Source organism: Proteus cibi, assembly GCF_003144405.1.
Taxonomy (GTDB): Bacteria; Pseudomonadota; Gammaproteobacteria; order Enterobacterales; family Enterobacteriaceae; genus Proteus; species Proteus cibi.
In genome coordinates, this window is sequence record NZ_PENW01000010.1 from 103606 (window position 1) to 124248 (window position 20643).

The window sequence follows — 20643 nt, forward strand, 5'->3', positions numbered from 1 at the left end:
ATACCTTATTTTTTTATTATTTCTATTAGTAAATCTGTTGATAAATAAAGTGCATTAAATAATCAATTCTGAAATTTAGATAAAAAAAATCCCACATTAATTAATGAACTGGGGTCAATTCATTAAATGTAGGATTTTCTATTAGGTAGAATGTCTTATAAACGATTAAAAGCAACTACTCTCACCGCAGGAATATCAGCTTGTGCTCCTTCAGCAACTTCCTGACATGCTTTTTCTAACGCAATATGGGGTGTGATCCCACTTTCTGTTTCTACAATTTTATGTCCGGCGTAGGTATCACCATTTCTGGAACGCACTTTATACGCAATAAACCAATATTCCATATCATCACCGTTTACGTTATTAATCATGCAATTACCATAGCTGTTTATGACCCGCTTTAATGTGATAATAATCAATAATTTTTAGTTTAATAAAATCGTTTTATAAAAAGAGGAACTTCATCGTAAGAAAATTAAGCGCACTCTTTCATTTCTGATTGTACTAATTTTTTTATTTTTACTGCTTTTTCAAAGTGATCCAATTTATGTGTCATAATCCACCATGTTGCAGCTTCCATTAATAATTCAGGATCATCATTTTTATTGGCAAAAAAAGCATAAAAAGATAATCCCACACCCTCGCCTTTGGCTGAAATTTTGTCATCGCATATTTGAATTATTTTTTGTTGTAGGGATTTTTTCATATTCTCTCTAATATTATTTTTTGCATGGTAATAAATAAGTAAAAACAAATACGCTATCCATGATATTTATTCCATAATTGAATAAGTAACCAAGCTGCGATAATCCAGCAGATAACCGCCGTCGCCAATGCTGTAAATAATTTTACATAGTTGATCATCACATAGAGTGAAATGAGATAAACCAGATAAGGAATAACAGCCCATAGACTAAAAATAATTGTGGTACGTAACGCTTCAATTGAGCGTTCAGAACCAACAATATAGTGTGCGATAAGCGCAAACGTTGGAAATAACGGTACCAACCCCGCAATATAGTAATGACGAGATTTCGATAATACGGCGATTAATACCACTACAAATGCGCCTATCAGCGCTTTAATCAGTAATCCCATGGTGTTTTCATCAAGTTATAAAAACCTTAGTTTTATCATACCTATTCATATTTGTATGTGGGCTGATTTTATTTTTTGTGGTTTAAAATATGATTAAATACCAACCATTAGAAAAAGCCCAATAAAATTATTGAGCTTTAAAGCAGATTAAATGTTCTTTAAACAAACATTAGTCTTTTTGCCAAGAAATATCTTTTTCACTTTCTTGTGTTCCTGTTAATACCAATTCACCTAATTCTGTTGTTTTATAGGTGTTATTTCTATAGTGTTGCGTTTTTTTCCCTGTTTCAGGATCTTTTGTAACCCAATAAACATCACCTTCAAAATCAGTCCCTTGGTAATAAGTTGAGAAACGTTTACGTTCACCATCATGCCACCCCACAACAATGACTGAGTTAGCGCCAGCAGTCAGTGCATTTAAAGGAAATTCAGACAGTAACAAGCCATTCTCACCAATATTAACAGAACAATTTTGCCCGCCAACAAAAGCAGAACAACTGGCATCCATTCCACTAATTTCAGAGTGATCGCCAAAAATTGCGGCAGCTTTAAAGTTACCTTCAGAGACAACATTCGCGTTATTTCCTGTCGCAATACCTATACTGCCTTCCGTAAGATCTTGCACCCAAGTATTATCGCCAGTTGAAATACCTATTGAATTCTCTGCATTACCATAAATAATGGCTTCATCTCCTGTTGTAATAGCAATGGTGTTTTTTACTAAAGGCGTTCCATTTTCATCTGAATCATAACCATGGGAAATCGTCGCTCTTTGCCCAGACGAAAAAGTCACTGATTGACTTGAAGCTTCGACAAAACTTTCTTCACCTGAGGTAATAAAAAGTGAATTTTTTCCGTGCTTGATAGTACCGTTCTCTTCGTCATCTTCACTGCCTTCATTATCATAAATTTTGATATTTTTGCCGGTATGAATAATTTGGGCATTTTCACCAATACAATGAACAAGTTGCTCATCTAACGTTAGAATGGCATTTTTACTTTCACCGCTTAAAACAAGTGCTTTATTTGTTGTTACAGTTGACATAATAATATCCTTATTTACATTTCCATTATTTAACACATCAAAACACTGTTTAAATATACAGTTTATTTGCTAAATAACAATCTCTCTATTCATTTTTAAAAAATAAAATAACGATAATATAATCAAATAGATAAAAACAAATAACACATAATATATCTATGATTAATCAAATAAAGAAAAAATAAAATAGAAAAAATCAAGAAGAAAGACGATAACCGAGCTTTATACAAAACTAATCCAACATAGGTTAAGTCACTTATTTAACAATTGCTTTTATTCTTTTTGGAAAATAAGAAGAGACAAAAGAGCGAGTTGCTTTGATATAGATGTGCAAAAGCGCACATCAATAAAATGATGTGTATATTCTTTTTGTACAAATCGGGGCGCTCATTATCATCAATAGCAAACAATAGTAGAAGTATTCGAATGTTTAATGACATTCGAAAGCTTATATCATCTATTCAATGATCTTGAGCAAGTTGCCCCATTCTGTTTTGATTAGGTGCTTCTTTATCGTTATATAAAAGAAAAGCTACCGTTATCAAATGATAAGGTACTACACCTGCATACTCATGATTTCTTGATACGCGGCGACAAGCTTATTACGGACTTGGACGCCCATTTGTAATGAGATACTGGATTTTTGCATGTCCACCATCACATCATTTAATTCAACACCCGGTGTACCTAAGGTAAACGCTTGAACTTTGTTGGTTGCATTCACTCGAGTTTCATTAATTTTACCCACGGCTTGAACAAGCTGAGTTGCAAATCCTGCTTGTACTGGCTGGGGTTTCGCAATATTGGATGCTTGCAAAGTCTGGATTTGCATTTTATCCAGAACACTTTCAATAGCTGGAATTGACATATAAACCTCTGCGTTAATCATCTAATTCAATTACTGAATCAATGTCATAGTAAGGAAGTGAACCAACACGCTTACCGAGTTATACCCTAACACAGGGGCTTCATTCCAAAGCGAGTAATTAACGCAAAAGTTAAGGGCTAATTACGCCATTAAATGAAACGCAAAAGGCCAATAATGAGACACCTGAGAGTAGGTTTATTTATTTGCGTAAGGGGAGTCTGTTTTGTTACGCCACGCTTTTAGTATTCATCCCGAACTACAAGGCAAGGATTGTCTATGAATGCCGAAAAAACCGACGTTGTGAACCAGAATAAGGGTTTTAACGCCATTATTAACCGGATAAAAGCCGATCCGAAAATTCCGCTCATTATTGCGGGTTCGGCGGCGATTGCCATTTTTGTTGCTGCATTTTTATGGTTACAAAGCCCTGATTATAAAGTGCTTTATAGTAATCTTAGCGATAAAGACGGTGGCGAAATTGTCACACAGTTAACACAGATGAATGTACCTTATCGCTTGTCACAAAATGGCGCGGCGATTATGGTACCTGACAATCAGGTTCATGAATTACGCCTGAAACTCGCGCAAGCGGGACTTCCAAAAGGCGGTGCTGCCGGTTTTGAACTGTTAGATAAAGAAAAGTTCGGGATCAGCCAATTTAGTGAACAGATTAACTATCAACGTGCACTTGAGGGTGAGCTTGCTCGCACTATCGAGACATTAGGTCCTGTACAAAATGCTCGAGTTCATTTAGCACTACCGAAACCATCTCTTTTTGTTCGTGAACAGAAATCCCCTTCTGCATCCGTTACGGTGGGTCTTTTACAGGGTAGAGCACTGGACGAAGGTCAAATTAATGCCATCGTGCATATCGTTGCGAGCAGTGTCGCGGGTATGCCTGACAGCAGTGTGACCATCGTTGACCAAAGTGGCAAATTATTGACACAGCCTGATGCGTTAGGTCGCGATCTTAACTCTATCCAACTGAAATATGTTCAAGAGCTAGAAAGCCGTTATCAGCAACGTATTGAAACGTTATTAGGTCCAATTGTGGGTCGTGGAAACGTTCATGCGCAGGTGACTGCTCAAGTTGATTTCTCTCATACAGAAGAGACAGCAGAAGAGTACAAACCAAACCAACCACCTAATCAAGCCGCTGTGCGTTCAAAGCAGTTGAGCCAAAGTGAGCAAAATGGTGGCATGTTAGCTGGCGGTGTTCCTGGTGCATTATCTAATCAGCCTGTTGCTCCACCACAAGCGCCGATTGAAACGCCAAAAGCGCAAGAAGGTGAGAAAACAGATGACGCTAATGCAACTGGTACGAATCGCACATTAACACGTAATCCAAACAGCAATAGCCGTTTAGATGAAACAACCAACTATGAAGTTGATCGCCGAATTCGCCATATCAAGCGTCCAGTAGGCAATGTCGAGCGTCTTTCTGTCGCTGTTATTGTGAACTACAAAACAGTTGAAGATAAGAAAGAAGCGGCTGAAGGCGAAGAGCCTGTTGTTGAAACTAAACTTGTTCCGCTAACTGATGAGCAAATTCAGCAAATTGAAGGGCTTGTCCGTGAAGCGATGGGCTATTCCCAAGAACGTGGTGACTCTTTAAGTGTCGTGAACTCGCAGTTCAACGATATTGAAGAGAAAGTGATCACCGTTCCTGTATGGGAAAATCCAGAAATTCTTGCGAAAGCATTAGATTTAGGTCGCTGGTTATTACTTGTCATCCTCGCATGGATCTTATGGCGCAAACTGGTGAAACCACAGCTTGAAAAACGCCGTGAAGCTGAAATTGCCGCACAGAAAGCCGTGCTGAAAACTAAGCTACAAGTTAAAGATGATGTTGATGAAGCAGAATTAGATGACGAAGCAAGACGTAAACAAGCACGTAAACGTGTCAGTGCCGAATTGCAGAGCCAACGTATCCGTGAAATGGCAGAGAAAGACCCTCGTGTCGTTGCAATGGTCATTCGTCAATGGATGAGTAAAGAACAATGAGTAATAACTTAACTGGAACCGAAAAAAGCGCCGTTATGTTACTAACACTCGGTGAAGACCGAGCGGCGGAAGTATTTAAACATCTAAGTACACGCGAAGTTCAACAACTGAGTATTGCAATGTCTTCAATGCGCCATATCTCAAATCAGCAATTGATTGATGTTATGGCAAGCTTTGAAGAAGACGCTGTTCAATACGCGGCATTGAACGTCAATGCGAACGACTATTTACGCTCTGTTCTTGTTAAAGCCTTGGGTGAAGAACGCGCAAATAATCTATTAGATGAGATCTCAGAAACTCGCGAAACAACGACGGGTATCGAGACACTTAACTTTATGGAGCCACAAATGGCTGCCGATATTATCCGCGACGAACATCCGCAGATTATCGCAACCATCTTGGTTCACCTCAAACGGGGTCAAGCAGCCGATATTCTGGCACTGTTTGATGAGAAATTACGTAATGATGTGATGTTACGTATCGCAACATTTGGTGGTGTTCAACCGTCAGCATTAGCAGAATTAACAGAAGTTCTGAATAACCTGCTTGATGGTCAAAACCTCAAACGCAGTAAAATGGGTGGTGTTCGTACTGCTGCTGAAATCATCAACTTGATGAAGAGTCAGCAAGAAGAGAATGTCATTACTGCGGTTCGCGATTACGACGGCGAATTGGCACAAAAAATTATCGACGAAATGTTCCTGTTCGAAAACCTTATCGATATCGACAACCGTTCTATCCAGCGCATTCTACAGGAAGTGGAATCCGACTCCTTGGTTGTGGCATTGAAAGGATGCGATCAAGAGCTGCGCGATCACTTCCTCAACAATATGTCGCAACGTGCTGCTGAAATCATGCGTGATGACTTGAGTTCTCGCGGCCCTGTTCGAATGTCTCAAGTGGAAGCAGAGCAGAAAGCTATTCTGCTTGTGGTACGCAAATTAGCAGAGACTGGAGAGGTTGTTCTTCATGGAGGAGACGATACCTATGTCTGATAAACATACTGATACTAACTGGAAGCCTTGGGTTCCCAAAGAACTCACTGATTGGGCATTAACTGTCGAGGAAACGACAGAAGACGAAAAGGAAGTCGAAAAACAGGAAAAAGAAGTCGTTCAGCAACAGAAAGTCCTTGAGCAAATTAATATGCTTGATGACATGAAAGACAAGGCCCAGAAATTGGGCCACGCTGAAGGCTTTGAGGCAGGGAAAAACCAGGGTTATCAGGAAGGCTATCAGGCTGGATTACAATCAGGTATTGAAGAAGGTATTCGCCAAGGCATTGCTCAACAATCACCATTAATTAATGAATGGCAAGGATTGTTAGCGGAGTTTAGGCACTCTTTAAACGGGTTAGACAGTGTTATTGCTTCACGTTTAATGCAAATCGCCCTCACCGCAGCAAAAGAAGTTTTAGGTCAGCCTGCGGTTTGTGATGGATCTGCATTACTGGCACAAATAACCTTAATGTTGCAACAAGAACAAATGTTCTCAAACAACCCACAGTTAAGAGTTAACCCAAAACATATTCCACAAATAGAAAAAGAGCTGGGTGATTCACTTTCTGCTCATGGTTGGAAAGTGGTTGCCGATAACAGTATTCATGTTGGTGGATGCCGTGTGGTGACAAATGATGGCGATCTTGATGCCACGATTGCAACTCGTTGGCATGAACTTTGTCGTCTTGCTGCTCCGGAGGCGTTGTAATGACAGCAAGATTGGGGCGTTGGTTAGAAAAACTCAGTGATGCCGAAGCGCGTTTAAATAAAATCCCGCGTGTACGTCAATATGGTCGTTTAACCAGAGCAACAGGTTTAGTCATGGAAGCTAAGGGGCTTGTTATGCCTCTTGGCTCTACCTGCTTAATAGAACGTACTATTGGTAAAACGGTTGAAGAAGTTGAAAGTGAAGTCGTTGGGTTCAATGGTAGCCAAATGTTGTTAATGCCTTTACAGGAAGTCGAGGGATTAACACCGGGTGCCCGTGTTTACGCACAGGCCACTCCGGGTGGTGAAAATGAAGGTCGCCAGTTACCTCTTGGAGATGCGCTGTTAGGGCGTGTTTTAGATGGTTCTGGTTACCCTTTAGATGGTTTACCACCACCTGATACAGGTTATCGTGCCCCACTGATCACTCCACCAATCAACCCACTACAACGTACCCCTATTACTGATGTATTGGATGTAGGTGTGCGCGCAATCAACTCACTATTAACCGTGGGTCGTGGTCAGCGTATGGGGCTTTTTGCCGGTTCTGGTGTCGGTAAAAGTGTGCTATTAGGCATGATGGCGCGTTTTACTCAAGCTGACGTCATTGTTGTTGGATTAATTGGTGAACGTGGACGTGAAGTTAAAGACTTTATCGAAAACATTCTCGGTACTGACGGTTTAGCGCGCTCCGTGGTTGTCGCTGCACCGGCTGACGTATCACCGCTTCTTCGTATGCAAGGTGCTTCTTATGCAACACGTATTGCAGAAGATTTTCGTGATCGCGGAAAACATGTCTTACTGATTATGGATTCACTCACCCGTTACAGTATGGCACAACGTGAAATCGCCCTTGCTGTAGGCGAACCGCCTGCAACCAAAGGCTATCCACCGTCTGTCTTCGCTAAATTGCCTGCACTAGTCGAACGTGCGGGAAATGGCGTTGATGGTGGGGGTTCTATCACGGCTTTCTATACTGTGCTAACAGAAGGTGATGATCAACAAGATCCCATTGCAGACTCTGCGCGTGCGATTTTAGATGGTCACATTGTGCTTTCGCGTTCTCTTGCAGAATCTGGGCACTACCCTGCTATCGATATCGAAGCGTCTATAAGCCGTGCAATGACGTCATTAATTGATAAAACACATTATCGTCGCGTACAAGTGTTTAAACAGCTGTTGTCGAGTTATCAACGTAACCGCGATTTAATTAACGTAGGGGCTTATGCGGCGGGGAGTGATCCTATGCTTGATAAAGCCATTGCACTTTATCCGTCCCTCGCGAAGTTCTTACAACAAGATATCCAAGAGCAATGCAGTTATCAAAGTGCATGTGAGCAACTTAATCAACTGATCACAGTAAACTAATTCTGAACATAATCAGAGAAAGTAAAGAGGGTTCCAATGCGGGAGCAGTCACCTTTAGTGACACTGAGAGAACTGGCACAGACAGCGGCTGAACAAGCCGCTATTCAACTGGCTCAGGTCCGGCAGAGTCATCAACAAATGGAACAGCAACTCAATATGTTGATTGGGTATCAGGATGAATACCGTGTACGTCTAAATGAAACGTTGAATTTGGGGGGGATGTCGTCAGCATCGTGGCAAAACTACCAACAATTTCTCAAAACGCTCGAATTGACTATCGAACAACATAAACAACAACTTCAACATTGGCAGGCGCAGCTCGATCTTGCAACTGAACAATGGCGAGAAAAACAGCAACGACTCAATGCATTTGAGACTTTGGAGCAACGTGCTGAAGATAGCCGTAAGCGACATCTTGATCGTATTGAACAGAAACAAATGGACGAGTACGCACAGCGTAGTACTTTACGGAGAACAACTTGATGGAGATAACGCTTCTGACCATGGATGTCGCTGCAGCCTCTTCGGGAACGACATCCGCTTCAAATAGTCAGCCCGGTGATAATGCCCCGACATTTGCTCAGCTTTTGGGCTCTCAACCCCAAAATGCACAGAGTGATAAAAAGACAGCCAATATCACAAACCATTCAACAAAAGAAAACAAAGCACATTCACACTCTGATGAAGACAAAACAAAAGAAGATGATAGTCATCTTGCGTCTGTCACGACAGAACCCAATGTGATAGAAGAGTCCTCTCTTGAGAAACCTCAATTGGCTCTGACTTTGCCGGATAATGAACAATTTGCGGCGATTGTTGAAAATAAAACCCCTTCTTTATTAATGTCAGCAGAAGAGCTTGCCGCTGAGCTTCCCGTTCAGTTAGCAGGACTCCCTGGATTAAAACGTCTAACCCTACCCTCAGAACAACTGACTCAAGCATTACAACAGCCTCAATCAGTTAAACATGATGCAGGTTTAGCCTCGTTAGCGCGTACTATTTCAAAAGATAGCGATATGTCGGACTTCAACCTTACCGACAAGCTAAACTTATCAAAATCAGATGAAAAGTCTTTGTTAACCCAGCTACGTCCAGAGACAGCAACATTAGCAACAGAAAGTGCACTTGTCGGTGCGAATCAAACAGAAAAGCCGTCTGCGAAAAAAGTCGATAGCATCGCCACGCTTTTAACGCCAACAGCAGAAAAAGTGAATGCATTGCTAAACGGCGATAAGCAAGTTGCAAATGCAAAATTAGCGGACAATGTTGCTCAGCAAATGGTGACAGGTAATCGTGTTGTAGAAAACGATCTGCACAACACCCTTTCTACCTCTTCTTCTTTGGCATCACAAAGTATTACGGGTCATGCTCACTCTTCAACACAACCACAAATGCAATTTTCACCGATGGCAACACAGGTATTAAATGCACAAGTGGGAACACAAGAGTGGCAACAGCAACTGAATCAACAAATTGTGATGTTTAGCCGTAATGGCTTACAAAAGGCAGAACTACGTTTACACCCTGAAGAACTAGGTTCATTGCATATCCGCATGAAAATAGAAGATGGGCAAGCGCAGTTACACCTTGCTTCACAAAACGGACAAGTTCGTTCTGTATTAGAAAATGCCATGAATCAATTGCGTCAAGCACTCTCTGAAAATGGGATCCAGCTCACGCAGAGTCAGGTGTCTAGCGACACATCTGACAGTTGGCAACAACAAAATATGTCAGATTCCTCTCAATTTAGTGGAGATGGTGCCGATAATCATCAAGGAAGCGAGGGTAATTCTCTGCAATTAGCCTCCGAAACGGCACTACAAAAGATAACCCTTACGCCTCAAGAATTAGCATCTGCTCGTGGTGGTGTTGATATTTTTGCCTAATACAAATGTATTGGGAGGACACACTATGTCAATAAACGTAAGAGTTAATGGTTTTTTCCCCATCTGTTTCTGCAATTAAAAAACAGAAATAGCGGGATAATTAAGGTTGATTTAGATGGATATGGAAGTCCACAACAGTGAACACGTATCCACTACAAAACAGGAATTTAACTGTCCATGTCTAATTACAGCAATGAACGTAAAAGCTATAGCTTAATTCTGATCATCGTATTATTGGTGATCGCCATTATTGCAGCGGCATTCGGTGGATATAGTTGGTGGGCATTGAAGCATGCTAAATCAGGTTCAGCGGGCACAAGTCAGCAAAAAGTTATACCAGCACCCGTTTTTATGTCATTAGAACCCTTTACGGTAAATCTAATTGATGACGAAGAACACTTAGACAGAGTGCTCTACATAGGGATCACATTAAGATTGCACAATGAAGACACTCGTAAGCGTCTACATGATTATTTACCTGAGGTTCGTAGCCGCTTGTTATTACTGCTTTCTCGTCAACAAGCTAATAAGCTCGCGACAGACAATGGAAAACTCCAGCTAATGACGGATGTAAAAGAAACGCTGAGACCGACTCTCGTACCGGGAGAATCTGAACAGATCCTCTCCGATGTACTGTTTACCACGTTTATTCTGCGATAATCATTATGAGCGATAATATCCTTTCACAGGCAGAGATTGATGCTCTGCTGAATGATGACACATCAGGTGACGACGCCAAAAAAAGCGCGAACAGGGAACCTGCGATAGCGAAGGATCCGAATGAACCGGATATTCAGCCTTATGACCCCAACACGCAACGTCGTGTGGTTCGAGAACGTTTACAGTCGTTAGAAATTATTAACGAACGCTTTGCTCGTCAATTCCGTATGGGGCTGTTTAACATGCTCCGTCGGAGTCCTGACATTACTGTTGGTGGCGTTAAAATTCACCCTTATCACGACTTTGCTCGTAACTTACCTGTGCCAACAAATCTTAACTTGGTGCATTTAAAGCCTTTACGAGGAACAGCATTATTTACCTTTGAACCTAATCTGGTTTATATCGCGGTAGATAACCTGTTTGGTGGTGATGGTCGTTTTCCAATCCCTGTGGAAGGACGTGAATTTACCAACACAGAGCAGCGGATCATCAACAAAATGTTGAAACTGGCACTTGATGCCTACCGTGATGCTTGGGATTCCATATTCAAAATTCAGGTGGAATATGTTCGTTCTGAAATGCAGGTGAAATTTACCAATATCACCTCATCACCGAACGACATTGTTGTTACGACACCTTTTCAGGTAGAAATTGGTTCAATGGTTGGGGAATTTAGTATTTGTATTCCGTTCGCCATGATTGAGCCATTACGTGAACGACTGATCAATCCACCAATTGAAAATGTTCGTCAAGAAGATGGGGTTTGGTTAGATAGTTTAGTCAACCAAGTTCAGCATTCAGAACTTGAACTGGTTGCAAACTTTACTGACATCCCACTGCGTTTATCAAAAGTGTTAACCCTGAAAGAAGGGGATGTTATCCCGATTGATAAACCAGAAAGATTGATTGCACATGTTGATGGTGTGCCCGTATTAACAAGCCAATACGGTACAGTAAATGGGCAATATGCCCTTCGTGTTGAACACCTAATTAACCCTGTTTTAAACGCTCTGGATGAGGAACAAACCAATGAGTGATGCAAATCGCCCAACTGATAATTCACAATCGGCTGAGGATATGTGGGCTGATGCAATGGAACAGCAAACTGGGAAAAGCCAGGATAATAGTTCCGATCTATTTGAACATCTTTTACCTGAAGACGATGCACTGAACCATCTATCTGACATCAATTTGATTATGGATATTCCAGTCAAATTAACAGTAGAGTTAGGTCGCACCAAAATGACCATTAAAAAATTACTTAGCCTGTCACAAGGTTCTGTCGTTTCACTGGATGGTTTAGCTGGTGAGCCTCTTGATATTCTTATCAATGGCTATTTAATTGCTCAAGGTGAAGTTGTGGTTGTTTCTGATAAATACGGTATTCGTATTACCGATATCATTACACCATCAGAACGTATGCGTCGTCTGAGCCGTTAATCTATGGAACAGCTTCCTTCCTTTTCCAGCCAAGGTGCGGTAAATACTACCGCACCCGCTACAACACAAACTGTTCAAACACCTACACAACCGTTGCCTGTAGGTCAAAGCCTTGCTCAAGTTAGCACGGCGCTTGCAGGCATCATCGTTCTTATTATTGTTGCTATGTGGTTATTTCGCCGCTTTGGCTTTACCCGTGGTTCATTTAAAGGAACAACAGCACAACTTAGCGTCAAAGCAAGTTGTTCATTAGGTGCGAAAGAACGCGTGGTGGTGGTTGAAATAGAACAGGAATGGCTCGTATTAGGGGTAACTGCATCGCAGGTCAATTTGCTGCATAAATTACCCGTCCCTGATAAAGCCTCGCAGGAAGCGACCTCATCACCAACATCGCCCTTGTTTACTCAAATATTACAAAAAACGCTAAAGCGAGATAAAGGCAACTCATAATGCATCAGTGTGTCACTTTTTTTAACGCATTAAAGCGTTGGCGTCTCTTCGCTAGTGTGCTGGTTTTAATCTTGTTACCTAGCAGTGCGTTTGCCCAATTTCCGGGTGTTATTACACAGCCTTTACCGGGTGGTGGTCAAAGTTGGTCATTACCTGTACAAACATTAATCTTCATTACAGCATTGGGGTTTATTCCGGCTGTTTTGCTGATGATGACAAGTTTTACTCGTATTATTATTGTCCTTGGACTATTACGTAATGCTTTAGGTACACCTTCTGCGCCACCAAACCAAGTGGTTCTAGGTTTGGCGTTATTTATGACTTTTTTCATAATGGCACCCGTTTTTGATAAAATTTATCAAGATGCCTATATGCCATTTACTGAAGATCAAATTACCTTCGAGCAAGCCTTAGAGAATGGTTCGAAACCGCTACGTCAGTTTATGATGCAACAAACGCGTGAAACTGACTTGGCGCTATTTGCTCGTCTTGCCGATGCACCTGCGTTTGAAACTCGCGAAAGTGTACCAATGCGTATTTTGGTGCCAGCTTATATTACGAGTGAGCTAAAAACCGCTTTCCAAATCGGTTTTATGATTTTTATTCCTTTTCTTATTATCGACTTAGTGGTTGCCAGTGTGTTGATGGCACTAGGTATGATGATGGTGCCCCCTGCCACAGTTTCATTGCCATTTAAACTCATGCTGTTTGTTTTAGTCGATGGCTGGCAATTAATACTAGGCTCGCTTGCACAAAGCTTTTTTAATTAGCGCTGAGGTAACCCCATGACACCAGAATCCGTCTTAGCACTAGGTACTGAAGCGATGAAAATCGCTTTATCACTAGCAGGCCCTCTTTTATTGTCCGCTCTGATAACGGGTCTTGTGATCAGTATGCTTCAAGCTGCAACGCAGATAAACGAAATGACATTGTCGTTTATTCCCAAAATTCTTGCTGTATTAGCCGCTATTTTAGTTGCGGGTCCTTGGATGTTAAGTTTACTTGTCGATTATATGCATAACTTATTTACTGGCATTCCTGGGATGATTGGTTAATAGCAATGATAACCCTGACCAGTGAAATGCTTAACGGCTACATGAGTGATTTTTTCTGGCCATTTGTGCGTATACTCGCCCTTTTTAGCACTGCACCGCTATTTAGTGAAAAGCAGACACCTAAAAAATTTCGCATTGCGCTCGCCTTTTTAATTACCGCATTAGTTGCACCAGGCTTACCGCAAAGTCATGTGCCTTTATTCTCGCTTATTGCCTTTTGGGTACTGTTACAGCAAATTTTGATTGGCACAATTCTTGGGTTATCAATGCAATTGGCGTTCGCTTCTGTTCGTCATGCGGGTGAAGTGATTGGTTTACAGATGGGGCTTTCATTTGCCACCTTTGTCGATCCATCAGGGGGCCCTAATATGCCTATTCTGGCACGTATTTTTAATATGCTCACAATGCTATTATTTATGGTCTTTGATGGCCATCTATGGCTATTGTCTATATTAGTTGATACGTTCTATGTCGTTCCTATTGGAAATCAGACTTTTAACTCATTAGGTCTTCTCACTTTAGTTCAAAGCGGTGGCACAATCTTTATTAACGGTATGATGTTAGCCATGCCATTAATCACTCTACTTTTAGTCCTCAACCTTTCATTAGGTATTCTCAACCGTATGACACCACAACTTTCTGTCTTTGTGGTGGGTTTCCCTCTTACGCTGACTATCGGTATGTTAGCATTATCCATGATCATGCCTGCACTCCCCGTGTTTACAGAGCGTGTCTTTAGCGATACGTTTAATCGTATTACCTTAATACTACAACAGTTGGTTTCTTAAGATTTCGGATTATTAACGTTTAATTCGTTATTTTTCAGCTCACTCATTAAAATTAATCTGTTTTCACTCTCGCCATCAATGCGTAATGGGAAAAGTAACAGCGCTTGAGTCGTTATCAAGTTCACATGAAGTCGCTGATTTTGATAGTCGTGAAATGGTATTAGATAACGGGATAAAGCAAAGCGGTGTCAAAAACCAATTATTGGGTGTATCTCGTACTTTTGTGGTCTGTAAAGAAAATAGCCACTATGTTGTTGGCTATTATTCTTTAGCAACAGGAAGTGTTAATCATACTGAAGTCATCAACTCTATTCGTCGCAATATGCCAGATCCAATACCTGTCATCATTTTAGCTGGAATTGCCATCGATATTTCTTTCCATGTAAAAGGACTTGGCGCGGATCTATTAAGAGATGCGGTTTTACGCTGTTATCATGTTGCTGAAAATATTGGTGTTAACGCGATTATGGTTCATGCTCTTACAGAAAAGGCAAAACCGTTTTATCTTCATCATGGTTTTAAAGCCGCTTCAACACAAGAAAACACTTTATTTCTGGCATTAAAAAAATGAATTTATCTGTTGTATTCAATAAAAAAATCCCCTGATAAATCAATACCAGGGGAGATATCAAAATGTCGCGAGACAGTACTATAAAAATTAGCGATACATCTTAAACATCGACATATCTTTCATGTCGTTAAAAACTTTATAAGAAGCCTGTAATACAGACTCTTCTTGATAATAATCTGAAATTGCTTGTGTCCAATCTAAGTCACGCAGTTCGCTTAAACGTTTTGCATTTCTTAAAGAAGTATCTGCACCTAAATTATCTAAGTTATCAAGCTCTTGAAGTTGTAAACCTAACTTCGCCTCAACACTAGAAATATTATTTAATGTTGCGCGGTTAACGCTATTTGCCGTATCAATTTTCGCTAATGCAGCATCACGATCCGCTTGTGGTTTACCTGTTAACGGCTCACGTAATGCAGTAATAGCGCCATCTAATGCTTCAAAAATATCAGGAGCTGTACCTTTACTTCCTGAAGATTGTAATGTTTCAATCCCAGTGAAGTTAGTGACCATTTCAATATTGCTATCTACTTTTTGGGTAATTTGTTTATCACCACCTTGATAGGTGATTTTACCCGTTGCATCCGCTACAAAAGGAGGCTTATCAGATTGGAAACCGGCAAAAATATAACGACCTACCCCATCTTTTGTGTTACCAATACCGACTAACTGATCTTTTAAACCTTGTAATTGATCAGCAAGCGATGAACGGTCTTCATCACTTAATGTGGCGTCATTACCCGCAGCAACCAGTGTTTCTTGAATTTTAGTCGTGATATTCACCATTTGACTGGCTAAACTCATTTGCAAAGACATACTGTTTTTTGCAAATCCACGCGCTGTCGCATACTGTTGGTTACGTGATTCAGATTGTTTCACCATCACCGCTTGAGAAGCTGCCATCGGATCATCTGAAGGCTTTTCAACGCGACGACCGCTGGAGATTTTATTTCCTTCAGTCATCCATTTGCTTTGTGAACTGGTGATATTGTCCACGCGCTGACTAAAAATTTGATTTGAACTTAAACGCACAGTGATATTCCTTATTCTGATGAAGGCTTAGAAAACTTGCATAATCGCATCAAACATACTGTTTGCAGTTTGAATAACTTTTGCATTTGCCATGTAATATTCTTGAATACGATACATTTCACCGTACTCTTCATCCAAGTTCACACCAGAAACAGACTGCTGTTGTTCTACAATACTTTTAGTAATAGAAACCTGAGCATCAAAGTCTACTTGCGCGGTATTCACTTTATTACCCACCATACTGATCAGTGAGCCATAACCACCTGCAATCGTTGTTTTACCATCAATAATTTTTGCATCAGGTAACTCAAACAGCTTTTTCATGTTTTCATTATCACTTGGTGCTGTTTCACCATCCGCATTTAACGAACCCGCAGCCGCTATTTTACTTGGATCAGTTACCGCAACTTTCATACCTGCAATCACATTACCCACAGGTTGAACAATAATAGAATCGTCTTTTTGTGGTGTACCATTAACTTTGATACTTATACCTTCAAATTCTAATTCGCCTGTTGCACCAACTTTAGTATCAACTTTACGACCACCCGGCTCTACCGTCACATTCCACTTAGTACCGTCATATTTAACCGTATAATCAGCGGCTTTCACTTCTTTAGTGTCGGTATATTTTACATCAAAGGTTGCATCACCTTTATTCTTACCGTTAGGCATGACATGAGCACCACCAAGGTCGAAGAATTTTTCACCTTTATCGCCATTTAAATCAAAACCTTGCTCATGCTGTTTATTAAATTGATCGCCCAACACTAACGCTAATTGGTTTAATTGATTACGACTTGGATCTAACACTTCTTCACGGCTACGATAAGCACCGCCAAGCTCGCCACCTTTAATGCGTTTTGCATCAACTTCACGAACTTCATCGATACCATTGCTATAACCGATAACAAGGCGTTCGCTATTTTTATTTGATGGAATAGCCGAAACTTCATAAGAGCGAGTCCCTGATACTAATGGCAAACCATTAGCAAATGTGACGTTAACAAAACCACCATCCTGTTGAGTGACTTGAACATCAACCAGTGTATTTAGCTCTTGAATTAAACGATCACGTTGGTCTAATAAATCGTTAGGATCAGCGCCATTAAAACCTTTAGAGCGGCTAATTTCGTTATTTAATTTTGCGATTTGCTTTGTATATTCATTGATATTTTTAGAGGTGTTTGTCACCTGGCTATTAATATCTTTCTCTAAATCGCGCAATGATTGGTCTGCTTTAGCAAACATATTGACCATTGCTTCTGCTTTACCAATAACCGTTGTACGCGCTGGGTTATCTTCCGCATTATTGGTAACGTTAGGTAAGCTTGTAAAAAATTCGTCAATTGCGCTAGAAACGTCATTCCCTTTATCGGCTAATAAGTCATTTATTTGCGAGATATTTTGGGTATAACTATTAAGTGCACTTTGTTTTGACATGGCACGGTTCATTTGACCGGCAAGGAATTCGTTATATTCACGATGAATACGGCTAACATTAACACCATTACCGATATAACCATTACCGGTCATAGTGCCACTGTTTTCATTAAAAACAGTCATTTGACGGTTGTACCATTTTACATTTTGGTTAGCGATATTATTACTCACAGTGCTCATCGCAGCTTGTGCCGCATTAAGTCCGCTCATCGCTGTATTAATTAAACTGTTGGACATTTGTCTATCCTTTTACGTTTAGTCATCACCCGTATGCACGGAGCATAGCTGGCAAGTTAAATGGATGCTCTGGTCTTTATTATCGGTTCTTCCCCTCTAAACTTGAGGGGAAAATGATTAAAATAGGTCGCTTAAATCGTGAGTATAAGTTTTAGCAACTTGCTCACCACTTCCTTTTAATTGACCAATAATTGAAACCAGTTTTTTCGCATAACCCGGATCGGTGGCATAACCTGCTTCTTGAATACGGTAAGCCGCTTGTTCAGGGGTTTGAGCTTGAGGTACTTTGGCGTAACGAGGACTTTCAGTGATTAATCTGAGGTAATCTTGAATCGCTTCAACATAGGAGCCATAAACACGGAAGTTATCACGCATTTTAATCGAGTTACCGTCGATCACTTCAGTTGTCATGATATTCGTGACAGGTCCTTTCCAACTACTTCCTGCTTTAATACCAAACAGGTTATAACTTGGTTTACCATCACCTGTTAAAATTTCACGTTTACCCCAACCTGATTCAAGCGCCGCTTGAGCAACAACTAAAAGATGGTGTACACCGGTACCTTCTGTCGCTTGTTTCGCAGGCCCTAACAGTTTGGATGCAAAAGAAGCACTACTTTCAGATAAGCCCTTAAGCTTACCAATCGTACTTTCAACTGCATTTTGATAAGGCTGCATCGCACGATAAATTTGCCCCAATGCTTGCGTTGGCATGGATTGAAAAATATCACTACCATCTAATGGCATCGGTGTTTTACCAGCCATTTCACTTGGTTCCATCGTGACTTTGGCAGAAAGTTGTTTTTCTATCATGTCAGCAAAGCCCAAGCCTTTTTGTGATAGGTCTTGAGCAATTTGTTGATCATAAAGAGAGGTGTACATCTTGGTACTTTCTGAGTTGAACATGCTTTCTTGAGGAATAGCATCACGCATGCTTTTTAACATCATTTGAACGAAAACACCTTCAAGTTGCTGCGCCACTTGGCGCAGCCCTTGCTGATCAGCATTTTGTCCAACCTGATATTTAAGTTTATTCAATGCATTACTATCATATGCCGGCGCAGATATCGTCGGCATTGAAGAAAGCAGAGATAAATCTTTCATCAGATAATCTCCAATCTCGCACGTAAGCAACCCGCGCTTTCCATTGCTTGCAAAATTGACATTAAATCTGTTGGTGTTGCACCAAGTGCATTTAATGTGCGGATCACTTCGTTTAAGCTTGCGCTGGCATTCACTTTCTGTAATGAGCCACCTTGTTCACTCATATTCACGCTAGTATTACGCGTTACAACCGTGCTTCCCCCCGCAAACGGAGTATTAGGTTGACTAACATTGACTTGGCTATCAACGGTAACGGAAAGGTTGCCTTGAGCAATAGCACAACTTCCTAATGTCACATCACGATTCATCACAACGGAACCAGTTCTTGCATTAATGATCACTTTCGCATCGGCAACAACACGTTTAATTTCAAGATTCTGAACTTCAGCCAAGAAACGGACTTGTTCGCTTTTACCAATAGGAACTCGTAGTTGAACGGTACGGGCATCTAATGGAATAGCCGTTCCCACACCGCGTAATTTATTCACGGTATCGGAGATATGTTGTGCCAACGTGAAGTTTTCTTCATTCAGTTGTAAGTTCAGCAGACCTGTTTGACCAAATTGCGAAGGCAGTTCACGTTCAATAATGGCGCCACTACTAATACGTCCACCCGCTAACTGGTTAACTTTAACGCTATTTCCACCCGCAGATGCACCGGCGCCCCCAACAACAATATTGCCTTGTGCTAAAGCATAAATCTGATTATCAACACCTTTTAATGGTGTCATCAGCAACGTACCACCACGTAAGCTTTTGGCATTACCTAAGGATGAAACAACGACGTCAATTGATTGCCCTGTACGACCAAAAGGTGGCAATTTTGCCGTTACCATTACCGCAGCAACGTTTTTCAATTGCATATTGGTGCCAGGTGGTACTGTGATCCCCAATTGTGAGAGCATGTTATTCAGACTTTGTGTGGTAAACGGGGTTTGCATTGTTTGGTCACCCGTTCCATCTAATCCCACGACCAAACCATAACCAATCAGCGCATTTTCTCTTACCCCTTCAACAGAGGTGAGATCTCTGATCCGTTCGGCATGAGCGGAAAAACCAACACATGTCATCACGATAAAGAAAAGGCTCATCGCTATTTTTTTCATCTGGACCCTACTCATTAAAAAGGTGATACATTTAAGAAGAAGCGTTGTAGCCATCCCATAGACTGTGCTTCATTGATATAACCGTCTCCGATATATTCAATACGCGCATCAGCAACTTGGGTTGAATTTACGGTATTAGCACCACTGATGGTTCTTGGGTTCACAACACCTGAAAAACGGATAAATTCAGTACCTTGATTGATAGCAATTTGCTTTTCACCGATAACGTGCAGGTTGCCATTGGCAAGAAGCTGATCGACGGTAACAGTAATGGTGCCTTTAAAGGTATTGTTTGCATTTGCGCCACCTTTACCGCCAAAGTCACTGTTGCCTTCCATTCCCATATCAGCACGGCTATTACCAAACAATCCTTCCAAAAATCTTGGCGTGATTGACGCAAGGAATCCGGCTTTACCATTACGGCTGGCATTGGCAGATGAGTTTTTGCTTGCACTCACGTTTTCTTGCAATGTAATCGTTAGCGTGTCGCCAATATTTCGAGGACGTCTGTCTTCAAATAGAGGTTGATAGCCAAAATAAACAGGCTGAGCTGACTGAAAAATAGAGCCATTAGGTGCAGGTGCTGTTGGTGCCGTTGGAACCGCCGTGGTGTTACCTTCTACCAACGGTTTTTTAGGTATATGTGCGCATCCCGCCAGTGTCAGTACCAACAGGGCGGTACCTAAACGTTGATGACGACGCCATCTGACACTAAGCTTTCTTGCCCCAGAATTGTCAGTAATGACCTTTGTATCCATCTTCGATACTCTTTTAGTAATACG

24 protein-coding genes are annotated in these 20643 nt (G+C 41.1%); 14 read left to right on the plus strand and 10 right to left on the minus strand.

Annotated elements, in window-relative coordinates:
* Positions 1-155: 155 nt before the first annotated feature.
* The 5 genes from DK865_RS06135 to fliE form a co-directional block, all read right to left on the minus strand.
* Positions 156-371 carry a hypothetical protein gene (locus DK865_RS06135; protein WP_023581839.1) on the minus strand — a complete coding sequence of 72 codons (216 nt, stop codon included), beginning with the start codon at positions 369-371 and terminating at the stop codon, positions 156-158.
* Between the two features lie 104 nt (positions 372-475).
* Complete coding sequence (locus tag DK865_RS06140) at positions 476-706, minus strand: DUF6500 family protein (protein ID WP_023581838.1); 231 nt, start codon at positions 704-706, stop codon at positions 476-478.
* 53 nt (positions 707-759) lie between these two features.
* On the minus strand, positions 760-1098 hold the full coding sequence (locus tag DK865_RS06145) for a GlpM family protein (protein WP_109391452.1): 339 nt from the start codon (positions 1096-1098) through the stop codon (positions 760-762).
* Between the two features lie 169 nt (positions 1099-1267).
* A complete protein-coding gene (locus DK865_RS06150; protein WP_036912721.1) occupies positions 1268-2143 on the minus strand; it encodes a hypothetical protein in 876 nt (291 codons plus the stop codon).
* A gap of 556 nt (positions 2144-2699) precedes the next feature.
* A complete protein-coding gene (gene fliE, locus DK865_RS06155) occupies positions 2700-3011 on the minus strand; it encodes a flagellar hook-basal body complex protein FliE (protein WP_004248328.1) in 312 nt (103 codons plus the stop codon).
* Between the two features lie 276 nt (positions 3012-3287).
* On the opposite strand from fliE, the gene fliF reads away from it, so the two are divergent.
* From fliF to DK865_RS06225, 14 genes are all read left to right on the plus strand, one after another.
* A complete protein-coding gene (fliF, locus tag DK865_RS06160) occupies positions 3288-5015 on the plus strand; it encodes a flagellar basal-body MS-ring/collar protein FliF (RefSeq protein ID WP_023581836.1) in 1728 nt (575 codons plus the stop codon).
* Positions 5012-6010, plus strand: a complete 999-nt coding sequence (gene fliG / locus DK865_RS06165; RefSeq protein ID WP_023581835.1) for a flagellar motor switch protein FliG — start codon at positions 5012-5014, stop codon at positions 6008-6010. Before fliF ends, fliG begins: the two co-directional genes overlap by 4 nt.
* Positions 6003-6722: a flagellar assembly protein FliH gene (fliH, locus tag DK865_RS06170; protein ID WP_023581834.1), complete on the plus strand. Its 720-nt coding sequence runs from the start codon at positions 6003-6005 to the stop codon at positions 6720-6722. The genes fliG and fliH overlap by 8 nt, the downstream gene beginning before the upstream one ends.
* On the plus strand, positions 6722-8089 hold the full coding sequence (gene fliI / locus DK865_RS06175) for a flagellar protein export ATPase FliI (protein WP_109391453.1): 1368 nt from the start codon (positions 6722-6724) through the stop codon (positions 8087-8089). Before fliH ends, fliI begins: the two co-directional genes overlap by 1 nt.
* Before the next feature lie 36 nt (positions 8090-8125).
* Positions 8126-8572 (plus strand): flagellar export protein FliJ, encoded by a 447-nt coding sequence (gene fliJ / locus DK865_RS06180; RefSeq protein ID WP_006533149.1) that lies wholly within the window; start codon positions 8126-8128, stop codon positions 8570-8572.
* On the plus strand, positions 8572-9975 hold the full coding sequence (locus DK865_RS06185; protein WP_109391454.1) for a flagellar hook-length control protein FliK: 1404 nt from the start codon (positions 8572-8574) through the stop codon (positions 9973-9975). The genes fliJ and DK865_RS06185 overlap by 1 nt, the downstream gene beginning before the upstream one ends.
* Positions 9976-10152: 177 nt before the next feature.
* Positions 10153-10635, plus strand: coding sequence for a flagellar basal body-associated protein FliL (gene fliL / locus DK865_RS06190; protein WP_006533151.1), 483 nt, complete (start codon positions 10153-10155; stop codon positions 10633-10635).
* A gap of 5 nt (positions 10636-10640) precedes the next feature.
* A complete protein-coding gene (fliM, locus tag DK865_RS06195; RefSeq protein WP_023581831.1) occupies positions 10641-11672 on the plus strand; it encodes a flagellar motor switch protein FliM in 1032 nt (343 codons plus the stop codon).
* The gene (fliN, locus tag DK865_RS06200; protein WP_023581830.1) at positions 11665-12075 is read left to right on the plus strand and encodes a flagellar motor switch protein FliN; all 411 of its coding nucleotides are present in this window, start codon (positions 11665-11667) and stop codon (positions 12073-12075) included. The genes fliM and fliN overlap by 8 nt, the downstream gene beginning before the upstream one ends.
* Positions 12076-12078: 3 nt before the next feature.
* A complete protein-coding gene (gene fliO, locus DK865_RS06205; protein WP_023581829.1) occupies positions 12079-12525 on the plus strand; it encodes a flagellar biosynthetic protein FliO in 447 nt (148 codons plus the stop codon).
* The gene (gene fliP / locus DK865_RS06210; RefSeq protein WP_023581828.1) at positions 12525-13295 is read left to right on the plus strand and encodes a flagellar type III secretion system pore protein FliP; all 771 of its coding nucleotides are present in this window, start codon (positions 12525-12527) and stop codon (positions 13293-13295) included. Before fliO ends, fliP begins: the two co-directional genes overlap by 1 nt.
* A 15-nt stretch (positions 13296-13310) precedes the next feature.
* Positions 13311-13580: a flagellar biosynthesis protein FliQ gene (fliQ, locus tag DK865_RS06215; protein WP_023581827.1), complete on the plus strand. Its 270-nt coding sequence runs from the start codon at positions 13311-13313 to the stop codon at positions 13578-13580.
* Positions 13581-13585: 5 nt separating this feature from the next.
* Entirely contained in the window at positions 13586-14368 is a 783-nt protein-coding gene (gene fliR / locus DK865_RS06220) for a flagellar biosynthetic protein FliR (protein ID WP_109391455.1), read from the plus strand.
* A gap of 85 nt (positions 14369-14453) precedes the next feature.
* Positions 14454-14939, plus strand: coding sequence for a GNAT family N-acetyltransferase (locus DK865_RS06225; protein ID WP_109391456.1), 486 nt, complete (start codon positions 14454-14456; stop codon positions 14937-14939).
* Positions 14940-15026: 87 nt separating this feature from the next.
* Here the strand turns inward: DK865_RS06225 and flgL are convergent, their stop codons facing one another.
* From flgL to DK865_RS06250, 5 genes are all read right to left on the minus strand, one after another.
* Positions 15027-15971: a flagellar hook-associated protein FlgL gene (gene flgL / locus DK865_RS06230; RefSeq protein WP_109391457.1), complete on the minus strand. Its 945-nt coding sequence runs from the start codon at positions 15969-15971 to the stop codon at positions 15027-15029.
* 27 nt (positions 15972-15998) lie between these two features.
* Complete coding sequence (gene flgK / locus DK865_RS06235; protein ID WP_109391458.1) at positions 15999-17651, minus strand: flagellar hook-associated protein FlgK; 1653 nt, start codon at positions 17649-17651, stop codon at positions 15999-16001.
* Between the two features lie 117 nt (positions 17652-17768).
* Positions 17769-18755: a flagellar assembly peptidoglycan hydrolase FlgJ gene (flgJ, locus tag DK865_RS06240; protein WP_023581822.1), complete on the minus strand. Its 987-nt coding sequence runs from the start codon at positions 18753-18755 to the stop codon at positions 17769-17771.
* The gene (locus DK865_RS06245; RefSeq protein ID WP_036912713.1) at positions 18755-19861 is read right to left on the minus strand and encodes a flagellar basal body P-ring protein FlgI; all 1107 of its coding nucleotides are present in this window, start codon (positions 19859-19861) and stop codon (positions 18755-18757) included. The genes flgJ and DK865_RS06245 overlap by 1 nt, the downstream gene beginning before the upstream one ends.
* A gap of 14 nt (positions 19862-19875) precedes the next feature.
* The gene (locus DK865_RS06250) at positions 19876-20619 is read right to left on the minus strand and encodes a flagellar basal body L-ring protein FlgH (protein WP_023581820.1); all 744 of its coding nucleotides are present in this window, start codon (positions 20617-20619) and stop codon (positions 19876-19878) included.
* Positions 20620-20643 lie beyond the last annotated feature (24 nt).